Origin of the sequence: Acidovorax sp. Leaf191, from assembly GCF_001424425.1 — a bacterium.
GTDB lineage: Bacteria > Pseudomonadota > Gammaproteobacteria > Burkholderiales > Burkholderiaceae_C > Acidovorax.
Genome location: NZ_LMPT01000001.1, coordinates 712,195 through 730,271, shown reverse-complemented (window position 1 = coordinate 730,271; position 18,077 = coordinate 712,195). Strand labels below are relative to the sequence as shown.

At 68.4% G+C, this 18,077-nt stretch carries 14 protein-coding genes; 13 read left to right on the top strand and 1 reads right to left on the bottom strand.

Features of this window, described 5'->3' with window-relative positions:
- Nucleotides 1-280: 280 nt before the first annotated feature.
- From ASG27_RS03140 to ASG27_RS03090, 11 genes are all read left to right on the top strand, one after another.
- The gene (locus ASG27_RS03140) at nucleotides 281-1,909 is read left to right on the top strand and encodes an ABC transporter substrate-binding protein (protein WP_056411253.1); all 1,629 of its coding nucleotides are present in this window, start codon (nucleotides 281-283) and stop codon (nucleotides 1,907-1,909) included.
- 390 nt (nucleotides 1,910-2,299) lie between these two features.
- Nucleotides 2,300-3,274, top strand: coding sequence for an ABC transporter permease (locus tag ASG27_RS03135; protein WP_056171089.1), 975 nt, complete (start codon nucleotides 2,300-2,302; stop codon nucleotides 3,272-3,274).
- Between the two features lie 18 nt (nucleotides 3,275-3,292).
- Entirely contained in the window at nucleotides 3,293-4,261 is a 969-nt protein-coding gene (locus ASG27_RS03130; RefSeq protein ID WP_082485732.1) for an ABC transporter permease, read from the top strand.
- A gap of 2 nt (nucleotides 4,262-4,263) precedes the next feature.
- Nucleotides 4,264-5,268, top strand: coding sequence for an ABC transporter ATP-binding protein (locus tag ASG27_RS03125; RefSeq protein ID WP_056411646.1), 1,005 nt, complete (start codon nucleotides 4,264-4,266; stop codon nucleotides 5,266-5,268).
- Nucleotides 5,265-6,275: an ABC transporter ATP-binding protein gene (locus ASG27_RS03120; RefSeq protein ID WP_056411251.1), complete on the top strand. Its 1,011-nt coding sequence runs from the start codon at nucleotides 5,265-5,267 to the stop codon at nucleotides 6,273-6,275. The genes ASG27_RS03125 and ASG27_RS03120 overlap by 4 nt, the downstream gene beginning before the upstream one ends.
- A 39-nt stretch (nucleotides 6,276-6,314) precedes the next feature.
- Nucleotides 6,315-7,247: a hydrolase gene (locus tag ASG27_RS03115; RefSeq protein ID WP_056411249.1), complete on the top strand. Its 933-nt coding sequence runs from the start codon at nucleotides 6,315-6,317 to the stop codon at nucleotides 7,245-7,247.
- Nucleotides 7,248-7,322: 75 nt separating this feature from the next.
- Nucleotides 7,323-8,450, top strand: a complete 1,128-nt coding sequence (locus ASG27_RS03110; protein WP_056411247.1) for a M20 family metallopeptidase — start codon at nucleotides 7,323-7,325, stop codon at nucleotides 8,448-8,450.
- Between the two features lie 41 nt (nucleotides 8,451-8,491).
- Complete coding sequence (locus tag ASG27_RS03105) at nucleotides 8,492-9,115, top strand: flavin reductase family protein (RefSeq protein WP_056411245.1); 624 nt, start codon at nucleotides 8,492-8,494, stop codon at nucleotides 9,113-9,115.
- 138 nt (nucleotides 9,116-9,253) lie between these two features.
- The gene (locus tag ASG27_RS03100) at nucleotides 9,254-10,384 is read left to right on the top strand and encodes a PDDEXK nuclease domain-containing protein (protein ID WP_056411243.1); all 1,131 of its coding nucleotides are present in this window, start codon (nucleotides 9,254-9,256) and stop codon (nucleotides 10,382-10,384) included.
- 87 nt (nucleotides 10,385-10,471) lie between these two features.
- Entirely contained in the window at nucleotides 10,472-11,713 is a 1,242-nt protein-coding gene (gene sbcD, locus ASG27_RS03095; protein WP_056411242.1) for an exonuclease subunit SbcD, read from the top strand.
- Nucleotides 11,710-15,291, top strand: coding sequence for an AAA family ATPase (locus tag ASG27_RS03090; RefSeq protein WP_056411240.1), 3,582 nt, complete (start codon nucleotides 11,710-11,712; stop codon nucleotides 15,289-15,291). Before sbcD ends, ASG27_RS03090 begins: the two co-directional genes overlap by 4 nt.
- A 113-nt stretch (nucleotides 15,292-15,404) precedes the next feature.
- Here the strand turns inward: ASG27_RS03090 and ASG27_RS03085 are convergent, their stop codons facing one another.
- Complete coding sequence (locus ASG27_RS03085; RefSeq protein WP_056411238.1) at nucleotides 15,405-16,325, bottom strand: LysR family transcriptional regulator; 921 nt, start codon at nucleotides 16,323-16,325, stop codon at nucleotides 15,405-15,407.
- A 127-nt stretch (nucleotides 16,326-16,452) separates the two neighbouring features.
- Here ASG27_RS03085 and ASG27_RS03080 point away from each other — a divergent pair, with 127 nt between their 5' ends.
- Both ASG27_RS03080 and ASG27_RS03075 read left to right on the top strand, forming a co-directional pair.
- On the top strand, nucleotides 16,453-17,289 hold the full coding sequence (locus ASG27_RS03080; RefSeq protein ID WP_056411236.1) for a pirin family protein: 837 nt from the start codon (nucleotides 16,453-16,455) through the stop codon (nucleotides 17,287-17,289).
- 115 nt (nucleotides 17,290-17,404) lie between these two features.
- Nucleotides 17,405-18,049: an NADPH-dependent F420 reductase gene (locus ASG27_RS03075; RefSeq protein ID WP_056411234.1), complete on the top strand. Its 645-nt coding sequence runs from the start codon at nucleotides 17,405-17,407 to the stop codon at nucleotides 18,047-18,049.
- The last annotated feature ends 28 nt before the right edge of the window (nucleotides 18,050-18,077 follow it).

Sequence of the window (18,077 nt, the reverse complement as noted above, 5' to 3'; positions counted from 1 at the left end):
CGGTCGCCAGCGTGCCACGTTGCGCGCATGCGGGGCGCCCCGATGGCCTCCACCGCCCGCCCCGCAAACGCCAACCGCTATTGAATACATAGCAATCCACCCAGGCAGCGCCATGTTGCCCACGCCCCGGCAGGCGACTGCGCGCACGCGCACTGCGGAATACCCGAGTGGGGTTCTGCCCCTGGATGAACCGATAATATGCATACATAGCGAACACGGGCCCCACGGCCGGTTCGCTGCGTGTGTTTCATCGAGTGGTTGATAAAAAAGGAATCCGAAAATGAATGTAGGCATCCGAAAGACCGTGTCCGCCCTGGCGGGTGGTGTGGCAGTGTCGGTGTGTGCGGTGGGCGTGGTGCACGCGCAGTCGCTCACCATCGCGTTGGCCGCAGAGCCGACGGCGGCCGACCCGCACTATCACAAGATGACGGCGAACGATGCCTTTTCGGCGCACGTGTACGACTCGCTCGTGGCGCGCAACGCCAAGATGGAGCTGGTGCCCTCGCTGGCCACGTCGTGGAAGAACCTGGACGACCTGACGTGGGAGTTCAAGCTGCGCCCCGGGGTCAAGTTCTCCAACGGCAAGCCGTTCACGTCCAAGGACGTGCTGTTCACCATCTGCCGCACGCTGAACAACGAGACCAATGTCTCGGAGTCGTACACCGACACCACCAAGCGCATCACCGATGTGAAGACGCCCGATGACCTGACCGTCATCATCAAGACCATCGCGCCGCTGCCGCTGCTGCCCGCTGAAATGGCGCGGTCGTTGCCCATCGTGTGGAGCGGCATTGCGCAAAGCGGCAAGCTCGCTTTCGCCCCCAAGACGGGCTGCGGCGTGACCGGCGCCTGGCCCACCGTGACCGACTTCAACACCGGCAAGACGGCCATCGGCACCGGCCCGTATTTGATGAAGTCGTACGTCAAGGGCACCGGCATCCAGCTGGAGCGCAACGATGCCTACTGGGGCGAGAAGCCGCACTGGAAGACCGTGAAGATGGTGCCCGTGCCCAGCGCAGGCCCGCGCCTGACGGGCTTGCTGTCGGGCGACTACGACGTGATCGAAAACCCCGCCGCGCGCGACCTGACCCGTGTGAAGGACAACGCCAAGTTCGACTTCGTCGCCACGCCGTCGACGCGCCTGGTGTTCCTGCAGCCCGACATCGGCCGCAACCCCAGCCCGCAGGTGAAGGCCGCGGACGGCAAGAACCCGCTGCAGGATGTGCGCGTGCGCCGGGCCATGAACATGGCCATCGACCGCAAGGCCATCGTGCAGCGCATCATGGACGGCATGGCCACGCCCGCCTACCAGTACATGCCCGACGGCATGTTCGGCGCGCTGCCCCAGGCCCCCGAGATCAAGTTCGACCCCGAAGGCGCCAAGAAGCTGCTGGCCGAAGCCGGCTACCCCAATGGCTTCGAGCTGACGCTGTCGTCCACCAACGACCGCTACGTGAACGACGCCCAGGTGGCCCAGTCGGTGGCGCAGTACTTCACGCGCATCGGCATCAAGACCAACGTGGATGCGATGACGGCATCGATCTACTTCCCCAAGCGCGCCAAGCGCGAATTCAGCCTGCCCATGGGCGGCTGGCCTGCGGAAACGGGCGAGGCATCGGCGCTGTTCCAGCTGTGGGTGGCATCGCTGGATGCGCCCAAGGGCCAGGGCACCAGCAACTACGGCGCCAACTACAACCCCGAGTTCGACAAGCTGTACCTGCCGGCTGCCGACCTGGTGGACCCCGCCAAGCGCAAGGCCGGCCTGGAAGCCGCGACCAAGTTCGCGCTCGACAACGTGGCGCTGATCCCGCTGCACTTTGAAAGCAGCATCTGGGCCTTCAAGAAGGGCCTGAGCTACGAAGGCCGCCGCGACCAGTACACGCTGGCCACCTCGGTCAAGCCCAAGTAAGCCGTCGCGGGTCAGTGAACGATACGGGGTGCGCCTAGGAGCCTGTCGGACTTGGAGCGTCGAAGCGAAAATTGGCCCCAGCGAGGACAGTTTTTGCCGGATTTGCAGCCTCATAGCCTGGCTATGCGGCAAAAAGACGGTAAAAAATGGACCGCTGCGGTCAATTTGCAGCCGACGATTTCCAAGTCCGACAGGCTCCTAGAGCACTCCGTATTTTTATTTTTCCTTCAGCGCCACGTCGCGCCCTCCTCGCGCAATGCCGCGCAATGCCGCGCCCAGCCACGTCGTCACAGGCCAGCCATGTCCAAAGCCCCCTTCTTCACCCTGCCCAGCGGCCGGCGCCGTGCCGCTGGGCCGAGGCGTCCATCCATTTCGCGAGGGGGTGCCTGAGTGCTCATCTTCATCCTGCGAAGGCTCATGCAGAGCCTTTTTGTCCTGCTGGCCGTGTCGCTGGTGGTGTTCTTTGCGGTGTATGCCGTGGGCGACCCGATCGAACTGCTGGTCAATGCCGAAGCCAGCGAGGCCGACCGCCTGGCGATGATCAAGCGCCTGGGGCTCGACCTGCCCATCTGGCAGCAGTACACGAGCTTCCTGGTGCGCGCGCTGCAGGGCGACCTGGGCACCTCGTTCGTGCACGGCATCCCTGCCATCGAGCTGATCGTGCAGCGCATTCCGGCCACGCTGGAGCTGGTGCTGGTGGCGATCACGCTGACCATCGTGGTGGGTATTCCGCTGGGCCTGATCGCAGGTCTGAAGAACGACAAGCCCACCGGGCGCGGGCTGATGGCGGGCTCGGTACTGGGCTTTTCGCTGCCCAGCTTCTGGCAGGGCATGGTGCTGATTTTGTGTTTTGCGGTGTGGCTGCAATGGCTGCCCGCCGCGGGGCGCGGCGACACGGTGGCGGTGTTCGGCGTGCCGCTGTCGCTGCTGACGGCCGACGGGTGGAAGCACGTGATGCTGCCGGCCGTGAACCTGGCGCTGGCCAACATCGCGCTGGTGCTGCGGCTCACGGCCACGGGCGTGGTGGACGCCAAGACGCAGGAATACGTGAAGTTCGCGCGCGCCAAGGGCCTTAAGCCCCGGCGCATCCTGACGCGCCACATCCTGCGCAACATCTTGATCCCGGTGGTCACCGTGATCGGCATGGAGTTCGGCACGCTGATCGCCTACTCCACCATCACCGAAACGGTGTTCGCCTGGCCCGGCATGGGCAAGCTGCTGATCGACAGCATCTACCAGCTGGACCGCCCGGTGGTCGTGGCCTATGTGCTGCTCGTGACCTTCATCTTCGTGATGATCAACATGCTGGTGGACATGCTGTATGCCGCGCTCGACCCGCGCGTGCAGCTGCAGGAATCGGAATAACCGCGGGCACCGACAACGATGACAATTCCAGAATCTCCCCCCACGCCGGTCGCGCCGATCACCCCGAAGACGTCGATCACACCGATCACACCGGCCCCATCCGCCGCGACACCGCTGTCGGACACGCCGCGGCGCCGCGCCATCCTGCGGCACCTGCGCAGCCGCCCGTCCGTCAAGGGCTCGGTGATCGCGCTCATCGTGCTGCTGCTGGTGGTCATGCTGGCGCCGTTCCTGGCGCCGCAGAACCCGTATGACCTGGCGGCCCTGGACCTGATGGACGGCCGCATGCCGCCGGGCTCCAAGAGCATGGACGGCTTGACCTACTGGCTGGGCACCGACAGCCAGGGGCGCGACATGCTCAGCGCCATCCTGTACGGCCTGCGCATCAGCCTGACCGTGGGCCTGGCCGCCGTGGCGCTGGCCACGGTGATCGGCAGCCTCGTCGGCCTGGTGGCCGCCTACATCGGCGGTTTCGTCGACACGGTGCTGATGCGCATCGTGGACTTCATCCTGGGCTTTCCGACCATCCTGGTGGCGCTGGTGCTGCTGGCCATGCTGGGCCGCGGGGTGGACAAGGTGGTGATCGCCATCGTGACGGTGCAGTGGGCGCACTACGCGCGCATCATGCGCAGCCGCGCGCTGCAGGAGCGCCGCAAGGAATACATCGAGGCGGCGCAGAACCTGGGGTTTCCGGCGTGGCGCATCATGCTGCGCCACCTGCTGCCCAACTGCCTGGGCCCGGTGATGGTGTTCGCCACCATCCAGATCGCCAACGCGATCGTGCTGGAAGCCACGCTGTCGTTCCTGGGCGTGGGCGTGCCGATCACCGAGCCTTCGCTCGGCCTGCTGATTGCCAACGGTTTTCAGTACCTGCTGTCGGGCGACTACTGGATCAGCATGTTCCCGGGCCTGGCGCTGCTGCTGTTGATCCTGACGATCAACGTGATCGCCGATCGCCTGCGCGCCGCGCTGGACCCGAGGGGCTGATGATGACCACGACGACGACAAAAACAACGCCGTTGCTTGAAGTGCGCGGCCTGCACACCGTTTTCCATACCGAAGAAGGCGCCTGGCCTGCCGTGAGCGGTGTGGACCTGTCCATCCAGCCCGGCGAGATCGTGGGCCTGGTGGGTGAGTCCGGCTCGGGGAAATCGGTCACCGGTTTTTCCATCTTCGGCCTGATCGACCCGCCCGGCGAGGTGATCGCCGGCGAGGTGCTGTTCCAGGGCCAGGACCTGCGCGGGCTGACCGAAGAGCAGATGCGCCGGTTGCGCGGCAACCGCATCGCGATGATCTTTCAAGACCCGCTGATGACGCTGAACCCGGTGCTGCGCATCGAGGAGCAGATGCTCGAAGCCATCCAGACGCACCACCCCGAAGTCTCGCGCGCGGCGGCCCTGCAGCGCTGCGTGCAGGCGCTGGAGATGGTGGGCATCCCCGCCCCCGCATCGCGCCTGCGCAACTTCCCGCACGAGTTCTCGGGCGGCATGCGCCAGCGCGTGGCGATTGCCATTGCGATGCTCAACCAGCCCGAGCTGATCATCTGCGACGAACCCACCACGGCGCTGGACGTGACCATCCAGGGCCAGATCCTGTACCGCATGCAGGAGATCTGCCGCACGCACGGCACGGCGCTGGTCTGGATCACGCACGACCTGGGCGTGATCGCCGAGCTGGCCGACAAGGTGGCCGTGATGTACGCGGGCAAGATCGTGGAATCCGGCCCGGTGGCGCAGGTGCTGGACGCCCCGGCGCACCCGTACACCCGCGGCCTGCTCGATTCGCTGCCCGGCGCCATCGCGCCCGGCGAGCGCCTGCGCCAGATCAGCGGCATGGCGCCCACGCTGAGCAACCGCCCCGCAGGCTGCGCCTTTGCGCCGCGCTGCAGCCGGGCCCTGCCGCAGTGCGCCACCACCGAGCCCGACCGCACGGTGGCCGGCGGCCGCACCTACCGCTGCTTTGCCCCCCTCGTTGCCCTGGACCCTGCCGCATGAGTACGACCCTGCCTCCCGTCATCGAGCTGCGCAACGTCCACAAGCGCTTTACCAAACACCAGGACCTGATCGGGCGCGCGCTGGAGCTGGCGCGCAAGAAGCCCGTGCCCCGCACCGTGCATGCCGTCAACGGCGTGAGCCTGTCCATCGCGCCCGGCGAGGTGCTGGGCCTGGTGGGCGAATCGGGCTGCGGCAAATCCACCCTGGGCCGTGTGGTGGCCGGCCTGCACCACCAGACCGAGGGCGAGCTGCTGTACCAGGGCGCCGACGTGGCGGGCCTGAACCGCGCCGACAAGCTGGCCTACACGCTGGGCGTGCAGATGGTGTTTCAGGACCCGCAGGCCTCGCTCAACCCGCGCCAGCGCCTGCACCAGATCCTGGGTGAGGCGCTGCAGGTGCACAAGCTCGCGCCCGCAGCCGAGATACCCGCGCGCATCGACCAGGCGCTGGCCGAGGTGGGCCTGGCCGCCGAGTACCGCGACCGGCTGCCGCACCAGCTCTCGGGCGGGCAGCGCCAGCGCGTGGGCATTGCCCGGGCGCTGATGGTGTCGCCGAAGTTTCTGGTGTGCGATGAACCGGTGGCGGCGCTGGATGTGTCCATCCAGGCGCAGGTGATCAACCTGTTCATGGACCTGCGCGCGCAGCATGGCCTGACCTACCTGTTCATCAGCCACGACCTGGGCGTGGTGCGGCACATCTCCGACCGCGTGGCCATCATGTACCTGGGCAAGATCGTGGAGATGTCGACCACGGCCGAGATCTTTGCGCGCGCCAACCACCCCTACACGCAGGCGCTGATGGCCGAGGTACCGGACCTCGCGCGGCGCAAGCGCGTGTTCGTGCCGATAAAGGGCGAAATCCCCTCGCCGCTCAACCCGCCATCGGGCTGCACCTTTCACCCCCGCTGCCCCCACGCCATGCCGCGCTGCCGCGCAGAAGTGCCGCCGCTGGAAGCCATTGCACCCGGCCACTGGTCGGCCTGCCACCTGAACCACGCGACCCTTTGAACCGGTCTGACCCAACCCGACCCACCCGCCCCACCTGACATGCCCCACGAACCACGCCTTCAAACCCTGCGCGACGCCGTGCTGCGCGTGGGCCGCCACGCGGTCGAATACGGCAACGGCGTTGCGACCGGTACACCCGATGCGCGCACCATCACCCTCCACACCTACCGGCCCGCGCACGCCACCGCCCAGAGCCCCGTCGTGCTGGTGCAGCACGGCGTGATGCGCAACGGCGACGACTACCGCGACTTCTGGATTCCGGCCGCCGAGGAGCACGGCCTGGTCATCATCGCGCCCACGTTCTCCGACGCGCAGTGGCCCGACGTGGTGAGCTACAACAACGGCAACCTGCTGGCCACCACCGACCGCGCCGCGCTGGCCGACACCGCCCCCACCACGGCGCCCGAGGCCTGGTCGTACACCGTGGTCACCCGGCTGGTGGACGACCTGAAAGCCGCCGGGGTGCTGGCGGACCAGCCGCTCTACCTGTTCGGCCATTCGGCGGGCGGGCAGTTCGTGCACCGCCTGCTGAGCGTGCTGACCCCTGGCGTGTTCACCCAGGTCGCCGCGGGCAACCCGGGGTGGTACACGCTGCCGCTGCTCGACCTGCCCTTCCCCGAAGGGCTGAGCGGCACCCCTGCCGATGCCGACAGCCTGGCCCGCTTGTTCTCCGCCCCGCTCACGATCCTGGCGGGCGACCAGGACACCGAGACCGCCGACCCGCACCTGCCGTCCGAGCCCGCCGCGCTGCGCCAGGGCCCGCACCGCTATTCGCGCGCGCTCAACTACTTCGCGACGGCCCAGGCCGAGGCGGCGCGCCGGGGCCTGCCGTTCGCGTGGCAACTGCACACCATCGCAGGCATCGGCCACGACGGCGAAGCCATGTCGGCCGTGTGCGCGCACCTGTGGTTTCACCACCGCCTGCCCGACGCTGCGCAGCTGGCCGCGCTGGCGGGCCGGCACACGGCCTGACCGCGTCCGACCCGAAGCCGAACGCCAACGCGTCGCCCATCGCCCATCGCCACACCCTTTTTCGGAGCTGCCCCCATGACCTCACCCACCACCCAGTCCCTCGTCGATGGCATCACCGCGTGGATGCAGTGCGAGTCCCCCACCAGCAGCCCCGAAGGCCTGGCGCGCATGGTCGCGGTCATGCAGGGCTATGCAGCAAGCGCCGGCCTGCAAGCCTCGGTCACGCCGCTGGGCGCTGCGGTGGGGCCGCTGCTGCACATCAGCAACCGGGCTGCGGGCGACGTACGGCCGGGCCTGTTGATCCTGGGCCACTCGGACACCGTGCACCCCATCGGCACGCTGCAGGACAACCCCTGCCGCATCGAGGGCGACCGCTTCTATGGCCCCGGCGGCTATGACATGAAGGCCGGCATCTACCTGGCGCTGACCGCGCTGCGCGACCTGGCCGCCGCAGGCGCCACCGCGTTGCCGGTGGACTTTGTGGTGGTGCCCGACGAAGAGACCGGCAGCCACGCCTCGCGCGCGCACATCGAGGCCTTTGCACGCAACGCGCGCTACACCCTGGTGTGCGAGCCCGCCCGCGCCAACGGCGGCAAGTGCGTGACGGCGCGCAAGGGCACCGGCATGCTGCGCCTGGGCGTGAAGGGCCGCGCCGCGCATGCCGGCGTGCAGCACGAGAAGGGCCGCAGCGCCATCCGCGAAATGGCGCACCAGATCCTGGCGCTGGAGGCCATGACCGACTACGCGCGCGGCGTCACCGTCAGCGTGGGCACCATCGAAGGCGGCACCGCCACCAACACCGTGCCCGACCGCTGCCGCTGCGTGGTGGACTTTCGCCTGCCCGACCTGCAGGCGGCAGACGAACTGGTGGACAAGATGCAGGCGCTGCGCCCGGTGGGTGCCGACATGGAGCTCGACATCGACGTCGAGGTGAACCGCCCGCCCATGGTCAAGAGCGAAGCCGTGCAGGCCCTGCTGGTCCGCGCGCAGGACTCTGCCCGCCACGCCGGCTTCACGCTGGAAGACGCCCCCATGACGGGCGGCGGCAGCGACGCCAACTTCACCTCGGCCCTGGGCGTGCCCACGCTCGATGGCCTGGGCGCCGATGGCGACGGCGCGCACACGCTGCACGAGCACATCCTGGTGTCCACGCTGGAAACACGCTTGAACTTCTGGCGCCATCTGCTGGCGCATCTGGCGTAGGCTTCGGGGGAAGACCTCCACCACCGTCCAGCACAGCCCGCATGTCCACCACCACCTCCACCATCGCCACCGCAGCCCCCGAGCACTTCACCCCCGTCCCGCTCGACAAGGCCTACCGCCTGCTCAACCACGGCCCCACCGTGCTGGTGTCGGCCGCGCACGCCGGCCAGCACAACGTGATGGCCGCAGCCTGGGCCTGTGCGCTGGACTTTGCGCCGCCCAAGGTGACGCTGGTGCTGGACAAGGCCACACGCACGCGCGAGCTGGTGGAGGCCAGCGGCGAGTTCGCGCTGCAGCTGCCCACCGTGCCCATGGCGGCGATGACCGTGGCCATCGGCACCGACAGCGCCAAGACCCACCCGGACAAGCTGCAGCAGCACGGCGTGCCGCTGTTCCACGCCCCCGGCCACGCCAGCACCCACATCAGTACCCACATCCCGCTGGTGCAAGGCTGCGCCGCCTGGCTGCTGTGCCGCGTCATCCCCGAGCCCCACAACCAGCAGACCTACGACCTCTTCATCGGCGAAGTGGTGGCCGCCTGGGCGGACGAGCGCGTGTTCCGCCACGGGCACTGGGAGTTCGACACCGCGCCCGATGCGCTGCGCACGCTGCACTACGTGGCGGGTGGGCAGTTCTATGCGACGGGGGCGTCGGTCAGGGTGTGAGCGGTGGTGATGGTGCGCGGGTGATGCACAGGTGATGCGCATGCGCCTGGAGCGCGCGGAGCAGATGAGCTGGCCGCGCAAAACACTGTGCAAAAATACAGTCATCTGCGCATTTCACCCCCTGCCTGAGGACCCTCCATGACGAAGACGCCCCGCGCTGCTTCCGCCCTGACCGACCCCGAGTCGGCGCTGTTTGCCAGCATCCGAACGCTGATCGAGTCGGCCCGCAGCACGGTGGCCCGCGGCGTCGACCTGGTGCAGGTGCACACCCACTTCGAGATCGGGCGGCACATTGTCGAGTTCGAGCAGCAGGGGGAGCAGCGGGCGGGCTATGGAAATGCCTTGCTCAGTCTCTTGTCCGAGCGGCTGACCGCAGAGTTCGGCAAGGGCTTCGGGCGCAGCAATATCGCCTATTGCCGCAGCTTCTACCTGGCGTACCGGGAGCGCGTGCTGATTGTCCAGACAGCGTCTGGACAATCATCGCTGGCGCTTGGCACCGCGCCGTTTCAGATCGGCCAGACAGCGTCTGGACAATCTGAGCGCCCCTTCACCCTCAGCTGGTCCCACTACGTTTTCCTGCTGGGCATCAAGCATGCCGAGGAACGCAGCTTCTACGAAATCGAGGCCACCCAGCAGCAATGGACCTTGCGGGACCTCAAGCGCCAGTTTCAGAGCGGGCTCTACGAGCGCCTGGCCCTGAGCCGCGACCAGGACGGCATTCGCCAGCTGGCGCAGCAGGGGCACACCGTCAGCCGCGCCAGCGACCTGCTCAAGGAACCGCTGGTGCTGGAGTTCCTGGGGCTGTCCGAGCAGGCCCGGTTTTCCGAATCGGACCTGGAGGCGGCCATCATCAGCCAGATCGAGCGCTTCCTGCTGGAGCTGGGCAAAGGCTTTCTGTTCGAGGCGCGCCAAAAGCGTTTCACCTTCGACGACGAGCATTTCTTCGTGGACCTGGTGTTCTACAACCGCCTGCTGCACTGCTACGTGCTCATCGACCTCAAGCTGGGCAAGCTCACGCACCAGGACCTTGGGCAGATGCAGATGTACGTCAACTACTTCGACCGCCACGTCAAGACCGACACCGAAGCGGCCACGGTCGGCATCGTGCTGTGCAAGAAGAAGCACGAGGCGCTGGTCGAGATCACCCTGCCCCAGGGCGCCAACATCCACGCCAGGGAATACCAGCTGTACCTGCCCAGCAAGGAAGAGCTGCAGCAAAAGCTGGCGGAATGGGCGGATATTGAGACGGAAAAAGCCCCTGCCGCTTGATCAGCAAGCGCCAGCAGCTATCAAAAGCATAGTATTCGACCTATTCGGCCCGTACAGTTCCTTCAGCCCCTCCCACCCACCCATCCCATGCGCATCCTCCACACCTCCGACTGGCACCTGGGCCAGCATTTCATGGGCAAGAGCCGCCAGGCCGAACACCAGGCGCTGATCGACTGGCTGCTGGTCCAGGTCGATGCGCATGCGGTGGATGCGGTGCTGATTGCGGGCGACATCTTCGACACCGGCGCCCCGCCGAGTTATGCGCGCGAGCTGTACAGCCACCTGGTGGTGAGCCTGCACCGCGCAGGCGTGGCGCTGTTGCTGCTGGGCGGCAACCACGACTCGGTCGCCACGCTGGGCGAAAGCCGCGCGCTGCTCGCGGTGCTGAACACCACGGTGGTGGCGGCCGTCAGCGACCCGGCCGACCACGTGGTGGTGCTGCCCCGGCGCGGCGGTGATGGCAGCCACGAGCCGGGGTGCATCGTCTGCGCCGTGCCGTTCATCCGCCCGCGCGATGTGTGGCAAAGCAAGGCCGGGCAGAGCGCTGAGGACAAGCAGCAGTCCCTGCAGGCAGCCATCCAGGCGTACTACCAGGGCGTGCACGATGCGGGCCTGGCCCTGCAGGCGCAGCTGCAGCAGACGCTGGGCCGGCGCGTGCCCCTCATCGCCACCGGCCACCTCACCACCGTGGGCGCCAGCAGCAACGAGTCGGTGCGCGAGATCTATGTGGGCTCGCTCGACGCCTTTCCCACCGCCGCATTTCCGCCGGTGGACTACATCGCGCTGGGGCACATCCACAAGCCGCAGAAGGTGGGCGGCCTCGCGCACATCCGCTACTGCGGATCGCCCATTCCGCTGGGCTTTGACGAGGCGCGGCAGCACAAGGAAGTGCTGCTGGTGGACCTGGATGCCACCGGCCTTGCAGGCGTCACGCCGCTGCCCGTGCCGCGGTTTCAGGCGCTGGTGTCCGTGAGCGGCAACCTCGCCGCCTTGCCCGCGGCCATCGCCGCCGCCGCATCGGAAGGCACGGCCGACAAGCCAGCCTGGCTGGAGGTCACCGTGGCCGAAGACGACTACCTGCAAGACCTGCCCGAGCGCATCAACACCATGACGCAGGGCCTGCCGGTGGAAGTGCTGCGCGTGCGCCGCCAGCGCGCCAGCACCACCGCCACCCTGTTCTCCGAGGCATTGGAAACTCTGGACGAGCTGAGCACCGAAGACGTGTTTGCACGGCGGCTGTCGCAGGAAGACCTGTCGCCCGACCTGCGGCAGGCCCTGAACCAGCGGTACACCGACGTGGTCCGCAGCATCACCGAAGGCGCGGCATGAAGATCCTGAAGCTGCGCCTCAAGAACCTCAATTCGCTCAAAGGCGAATGGGCCATCGACTTCACCCAGCCGCCGTTCACCGAGAACAGCCTCTTCGCCATCACCGGCCCCATGGGCGCGGGCAAGTCCACGCTGCTCGACGCGATCTGCCTGGCGCTGTACCACCAGACGCCGCGGCTGCCCAGCGTCTCGAAGTCGTCCAACGACCTCATGACGCGCCACACCGCCGACTGCCTGGCCGAGGTGGAGTTCGAGGTGAAGGGCGCCGTGTACCGCGCCTTCTGGAGCCAGCGCCGCGCCCGCGACAAGGTGGACGGTGCGCTGCAAGACCCCAAGGTGGAGCTGGCCCAGGTCGACCCCGCCACCGGCCTGGGCACCGTCCTGTGCAGCCAGAGCAACGACAAGCTGCGCCGCGTGGCCGACATCACCGGGCTGGACTTTGGCCGCTTCACCCGGTCCATGCTGCTGGCGCAGGGCCAGTTCGCCGCCTTTCTGAACGCCAGCGCCAACGACCGCGCCGAGCTGCTCGAAGAGCTGACGGGCACCGAGATCTATGGCGACATCTCCCGCCGCGTGTTCGAACAGGCCCGTGACGCCCGCGAGCAGCTGAACCAGCTCAAGGCCCGCGCCGACGGCGTGGAGCTGCTGCCCGCAGAGCGCAGCGCCGCCATGCAGGCCGAGTTGCAGGAATGGACCCGGGCGCTGGCCGAGGTGCAGCACGCCCACGCCGCCACCAGCACGCAGCGCCAGTGGCACATCGATGTGGACCACAGCGCGCAGGCCGTGCTGGCCGCCACCACCGGCCAGCAGCAGGCCGCTGCCGCACTGCAGGCCGCCGCTCCCGACCTGCAACGCCTGGCCGACAGCGAGCCCGCCCAGGCCCTGCGTGCACCGCACGCGGCGTGGCAGCAGGCCCAGGCCGCCTGCGAAGCCAGCGACACCCTGCTGGCCAGCCTGCAGGCGCAGCACCAGCACGAGTCCGCGCAACACGCCCAGCACCACCACACTACCGCCGTGCTGGCCCGCCGCGTGGCCCACGCCGCACAGGCCGCGCTGGCGCAGGCCCAGGCCGCGCAACAGCGCCACACCGGCTACTGCACCACCCACGCCCAGCACGCCCACCTGGGCGAGCGCCTGGGCGAATGGCGCCAGCAGCTATTGCAACGGCAGCACCTGCAGGGCAAGCTGGCCGAGCACCACACGGCGCTGCAGGCGCTGCAGACAGACATCGCCCAGCGCAGCGACCAGGTCACCGCCCAGAGCGCGCGCGTAGACGCCGCCACGCAAGACCAGGCCACCGCCACCGCCGCACTGCGCACCGCCCAGGCAGAGCAACACCAACAGCTGGGCGGCCACACCATCGCCACCCTGCGCGAGCGCTGGCAGCACGCACAGGGCCGCGTGGCCGCCTGGCGCCATGCTGTGCAACTGGGCGAGCAGCGCCGAGAGCTGGCAGACCAGCAGGCCGCACTGGGCACGGAAGTGCAGCGCATCGAAGCGGCCACCGCCAGCCAGGAGGCCGCACGCCTGGCACTGCGCGCGCAGTACAACGGCTTGAAAGAACAGGTGGCCGACAAGCGCCAGCTGCTGGAGCAAGAGCGCCGCATCCAGAGCCTGGACCAGCACCGCCACGCCCTGCAGCCCGGCGAGCCCTGCCCGCTGTGCGGCGCCACCGCGCACCCCGCCATCGACGCCTACCAGGCGCTGGACGTGTCGGCCACCGAGGCCGCGCTGCAGCACAAACAGGCCGAGCTGGAGGCGCTGACCACCCAAGGCCAGGCCGTGGCAGAGTCGCTGGCCACCAGCAAGACCCGGCTGGCCGAGCGCATGGACCAGCAGCAAAAGACCGCCCAGCGCATCGGCCAGTGGGATGCTGAGTGGGCCACCTGCATCGAACCCCTGAATGCGCCGAACGTGCAGAGCGAACAGAACGGGCTGAACGCAGCGGACCCCTCCGAAGCGCCGAACGCGCTGACCTCATTGCCCGCGCTGCGCCCCGAAGACTGGCAGCACGCCGACCAACTCGCAGCCGGGCACACAGCCGCCCAAGCCGCTCAAGCACGCTTGGCCGACGCCCTGCACAAAGCAGAGGCCGCAGAGCAGCGCGTGCAGCAAGCCCAGGCCGCTGCCAGCCAGTGCGACCAGGCCCTGCAAGCCGCCACGCACCAACTGGCCCTGCAGCAGCAAGCCGTGCACGAAGCGCACGCGCGGCAAGCCACGCTGGCAGACACCATCAGCACCGCCCAGGCCGAATGCACCGCGCTGGACACCCGCCTGCGCGCCGCCGTGCAAGCCGCCGGCTACGACCTGCCCGCCGACCACGCGCCCTGGCTGCAAGCGCGCGATGCCGAATGGCAACGCTGGCGCCACACCCAGGCCGAGCTGCAGACGCTGGCCCAGAGCATCACGCGCCTGCAAGCCCAATGCGACGCTGCACAGGCGCAGGCTGAACTGTGGTCGCAACGCTGGGCTGCGCTGCAAGCTACTTTCGCTGGCGGTGCAGACCAGCCCGCCGACGCGAACCTGCAGCTACCCCTGTCGGCTACCCTGGACGACGACAGGGCCCACGATGGCACGGCCGATGCCGCCACAGCCTTGCAGGCCAGCGTGGCGGAAATTGAGCGCCTGCAACGCACCCTGGCGGCTTTGGAAGGCCGCCAAGCTCAGGCACAAACCACACGCGCCCAACAAGCCACGGCGCTGAAGGCAGCAGCCCACTCATGGCACGACGCGCTGCAGGCCAGCCCTTTCGCCGACTTGGGCCGGTTCGAAGCCGCCCTGCTGCCCGAGCCCGAGCGCCAGCGCCTGGCCGCCCAGCGCGACGCCCTGCTGGCCGCACAGCAACGCACCGACGCCCTGTTGCAGGCCGCGCACGCCCGGCATGCCGAGCTGCAGGCCCAGGCGCTCACACCGCAGTCACTGGACGAGCTGACCGCCCGCCTGGCCGAGCTGGAAGCGCAGCGCAGCGCCGTCAGCGAACAGATCGGCGCCCACCGCGCCCTGCTGACGCGCGACGACCAGCTGCGCACCACCCAACAAACCCTGTTCGCGCAGATCAGCCAGCAGACCGCCGACAGCGACGTGTGGCAGCGGCTGGACGCGCTGATCGGCTCCTCCAAAGGCGACAAGTTCCGCAAGTTCGCCCAGGGCCTCACGCTGGACCACCTGCTGCAGCTGGCCAACAAGCACCTGGCCCGCCTGCACGGCCGCTACCTGCTGCGCCGCAAATCCACCGGCGAGCTGGAGCTGGAGATCGTCGACGCCTGGCAAGGCGACGTGGCGCGCGACACGCGCACCCTGTCCGGCGGCGAAGGCTTTCTGGTCAGCCTGGCGCTGGCCCTGGCGCTGTCGGACCTGGTGAGCAACAAGACGTCGATCGACTCGCTGTTTCTGGACGAAGGTTTCGGATCGCTGGACGGCGACACGCTGGAGGTGGCGCTCACGGCGCTGGATTCGCTCAACGCCAGCGGCAAGATGATCGGCATCATCAGCCACGTGGAGGCGCTGAAGGAGCGGATACCGGCGCAGATCCGCGTGGTGAAGGGCGGGGGCGTGGGGTACTCGCGGCTGGTGGTGTAGGGCGCTCGCCGGCAACATCCGCTCGGGTTGGGACTGTCGATGCCTGGCGCGGCGCTTCGACTGGCTCAGCGTGAACGGCTCAGGTGGATGCCTGCCGCAGGATGCCTGCCGCATCAGCCGCAGGCCTGCGGCGGCAGCTCCTGCACCGCGCCCATCTTGTCGATGACCAGATCCATGAACGCCGACACGGCCAACGGCAGGTAGCGCCTGCTGGGGTAGACCATGTGCACGCCGTGGCCCACCTGGTGATAACCGGGCAGCACGGGCACCAGCAGGCCCGCGCGCAGGTCGCGTTGCGTCAGCGTGGAGGGCAGCAGCGCAATCCCCAAGCCCGCCAGCGCGGCCTTGCGCAGGGCCTGCGCCGTGTTGCCGCTGAAGCGGCCTGACACCTGCACCTCGGCCGGTGCGCCGTCCGGCCCCGTCACGCGCCAGGTGGCCTTGCCGCTGGGGTGGCCGAACACCAGGCAGTCATGGGCTGCCAGGTCTTGCAGCGTGGCCGGCACGCCCTGGCGCGCCACGTAGGCGGGGCTGGCCACCAGGCCGTCGGTGCCCGCGTCCAGCACCTTGCGGGCAAACAGGCCCGAGTCCTCCAGGATGCCGCCCCGAAACGCCACGTCGATCCGGTCTGCGATCAGGTCTGCGCGCCCATCGCTCAGCACAAAGTCCACCCGCACCTTGGGGTGCGCCACCAGAAACTCGGTCAGCCACTCCATCGCAAAGAAATCGAAGAAGTCCGCTGGCGCCGCCACCCGCACCAGGCCGCTGGGCTCCTGGTTCACCGCCAGCAGCTCCTCGCCCGCATCCATCAGGCCCTCCACCGCGCCGCTGCAGCGCTCCAGAAACACCTGGCCCGCGCTGGTGAGCGTGAGATGGCGGGTCGAGCGCTGCATCAGCCGGGTGCCCAGGTGCGCTTCGAGCTGCTGCACCCGGCGGCTCAGGGTGTTGGGCGGCACGCCCAGGCGGCGCGAGGCCTCGGCAAAGCTGCCGCAGCGCACCACCTGCACAAAGACCGCAACGTCGTTCAGATCCAGCATGGCTGCGCGCCCTCACTCACAAATCATTCGATTAATGGACGAGTGCAATCATATTGCACCATCTAGTCAATCAATCGATGAATTTTTAAGCTACAGGCATCACTTCAACACCTTCAGGGTTTTCAGGATGTCTGCACCAGCTTCAGCCCCACGCGCCATCGCCCACCGCACCCGCGGCACCACGCACGGCCCCATCACCCGCCTCATGAGCCCTGGGAACCTGGGCCAGGTGCTCAAGCCCTTCATCTTTCTGGACCTGGTGCACTTCCAACCCGGCGCGGCGCAGCAGGGCTTTGGCATGCACCCCCATTCGGGCATCGCCACGGTCACGTTCTTGTCGGAAGGCGATGTGCGCTACGAAGACAGCACCGGCCAAGCCGGCCTGTTGCCCGCCGGCGGCGTGGAATGGATGCGTGCTGGCAACGGCGTGTGGCACACCGGCGCCCCCGTGGGCGACACGCCGGGCCGCGGCTTTCAGCTGTGGGTGGCCCTGCCCGCCGCGCTGGAGAACGCCCCCGCCCACAGCCAGTACCTGGCCCCCGAGCTGGTGCCCCAGGTCGGCCCGGTGCGGGTGCTGATGGGCACCTACGGCCCGGCGCGCAGCCCGGTCGCGGCGCCGGGCGGCATGACCTACCTGTCGGTGCAACTGGCCCAGGGCGAACGCTGGACCTACACCCCGCCCCAGGGCCACACGGTGGCGTGGGCAGCGGTGGCTACCGGGGCCCTCACTGCAGGCGAAGGCCTTGACGCAGGCGAACTGGTGGCGTTCGAGCCCAGCAGCCAAAGCATCGACTTTGTCGCCACCGAAGCCACCCGGTTCGTGCTGGGGTCTGCCGTGCCGCACCCGCACGACCTGGTCATGGGCCGCTACTCGGTGCACACCAGCCCGGCCGCACTGGCACAGGGCGCCACAGAAATCCGGCGCATTGCAGGGCCACTGCGCCAGGCCGGGCGGCTGGCCTAGGGCGGGGCTGAACAGGGCCGGGGCATCGCGCAGGCCTGCCCAGCGTCGCCTTGGCTCCACTCACTTTCCATCACGTTTTTTCAACCCACTTCACTCACTCACCCAAGGAAACATCATGAACATCGGCATCATCGGCTCTGGCGGTCTCGGCTCCAACGTGGCCCGCGCATTGGCCCGCAAGGGCCTGTCGGCCACCCTCTCCAACCGGCGCGGTCCGCAATCCCTGGCCGCTCTGGTGGCCGAACTGGGCCCCACCATCCAGGCCGGCACCGTGGCAGAAGCTGCCGCCGCAGACATCGTGCTCATCGCCGTGCGCTGGGAAGACCTGGGCCAGGCGCTGGGCCCCCTGCCCGCCTGGAACCGCCGCATCGTCATCGACGGCACCAACCCCGTGGAGTTTCTGGACCCCGAGTCGCCCGACGCGCAGGACCCCACCAACCCACTGGCAGCCTACGGCATCAAGGCCATCGACCTGGGCGGGCGCTCGTCCAGCGAAGTCTTCAGCGAATTCGTGCCCGGTGCCCGCGTGGTCAAGGCGTTCAACCACCTGGACGTGAACGTGCTGGCGCAGCCCCAGGTCTCCGGCGGCCAGCGCGCCATGTTCTACGCCGGCGACGACGCCGCCGCCAAGGCCGCGGTGCGCCAGGTGCTGGACGCGATTGGCTACTTCCCGGTAGACCTGGGCACGCTCGCGGTGGGCGGGCGGCTGTCGGAGCTGCCGTTTGGGGCGTTGTCGAGTACGCAGTTCATCAAGATTTGAGTGGGGGCGCCTGCCAGGGCGCTTTACA

Bases quoted from the DNA above. Each gene is read 5' to 3' on its own strand.
- ASG27_RS03090 (WP_056411240.1), top strand. From the start codon at position 11,710: ATGAAGATCCTGAAGCTGCGCCTCAAGAACCTCAATTCGCTCAAAGGC.
- ASG27_RS03130 (WP_082485732.1), top strand. From the start codon at position 3,293: ATGACAATTCCAGAATCTCCCCCCACGCCGGTCGCGCCGATCACCCCG.
- ASG27_RS03075 (WP_056411234.1), top strand. From the start codon at position 17,405: ATGAACATCGGCATCATCGGCTCTGGCGGTCTCGGCTCCAACGTGGCC.
- ASG27_RS03105 (WP_056411245.1), top strand. From the start codon at position 8,492: ATGTCCACCACCACCTCCACCATCGCCACCGCAGCCCCCGAGCACTTC.
- ASG27_RS03085 (WP_056411238.1), bottom strand. From the start codon at position 16,325: ATGCTGGATCTGAACGACGTTGCGGTCTTTGTGCAGGTGGTGCGCTGC.
- ASG27_RS03110 (WP_056411247.1), top strand. From the start codon at position 7,323: ATGACCTCACCCACCACCCAGTCCCTCGTCGATGGCATCACCGCGTGG.
- ASG27_RS03115 (WP_056411249.1), top strand. From the start codon at position 6,315: ATGCCCCACGAACCACGCCTTCAAACCCTGCGCGACGCCGTGCTGCGC.
- sbcD (WP_056411242.1), top strand. From the start codon at position 10,472: ATGCGCATCCTCCACACCTCCGACTGGCACCTGGGCCAGCATTTCATG.
- ASG27_RS03120 (WP_056411251.1), top strand. From the start codon at position 5,265: ATGAGTACGACCCTGCCTCCCGTCATCGAGCTGCGCAACGTCCACAAG.
- ASG27_RS03080 (WP_056411236.1), top strand. From the start codon at position 16,453: ATGTCTGCACCAGCTTCAGCCCCACGCGCCATCGCCCACCGCACCCGC.
- ASG27_RS03100 (WP_056411243.1), top strand. From the start codon at position 9,254: ATGACGAAGACGCCCCGCGCTGCTTCCGCCCTGACCGACCCCGAGTCG.
- ASG27_RS03125 (WP_056411646.1), top strand. From the start codon at position 4,264: ATGACCACGACGACGACAAAAACAACGCCGTTGCTTGAAGTGCGCGGC.
- ASG27_RS03140 (WP_056411253.1), top strand. From the start codon at position 281: ATGAATGTAGGCATCCGAAAGACCGTGTCCGCCCTGGCGGGTGGTGTG.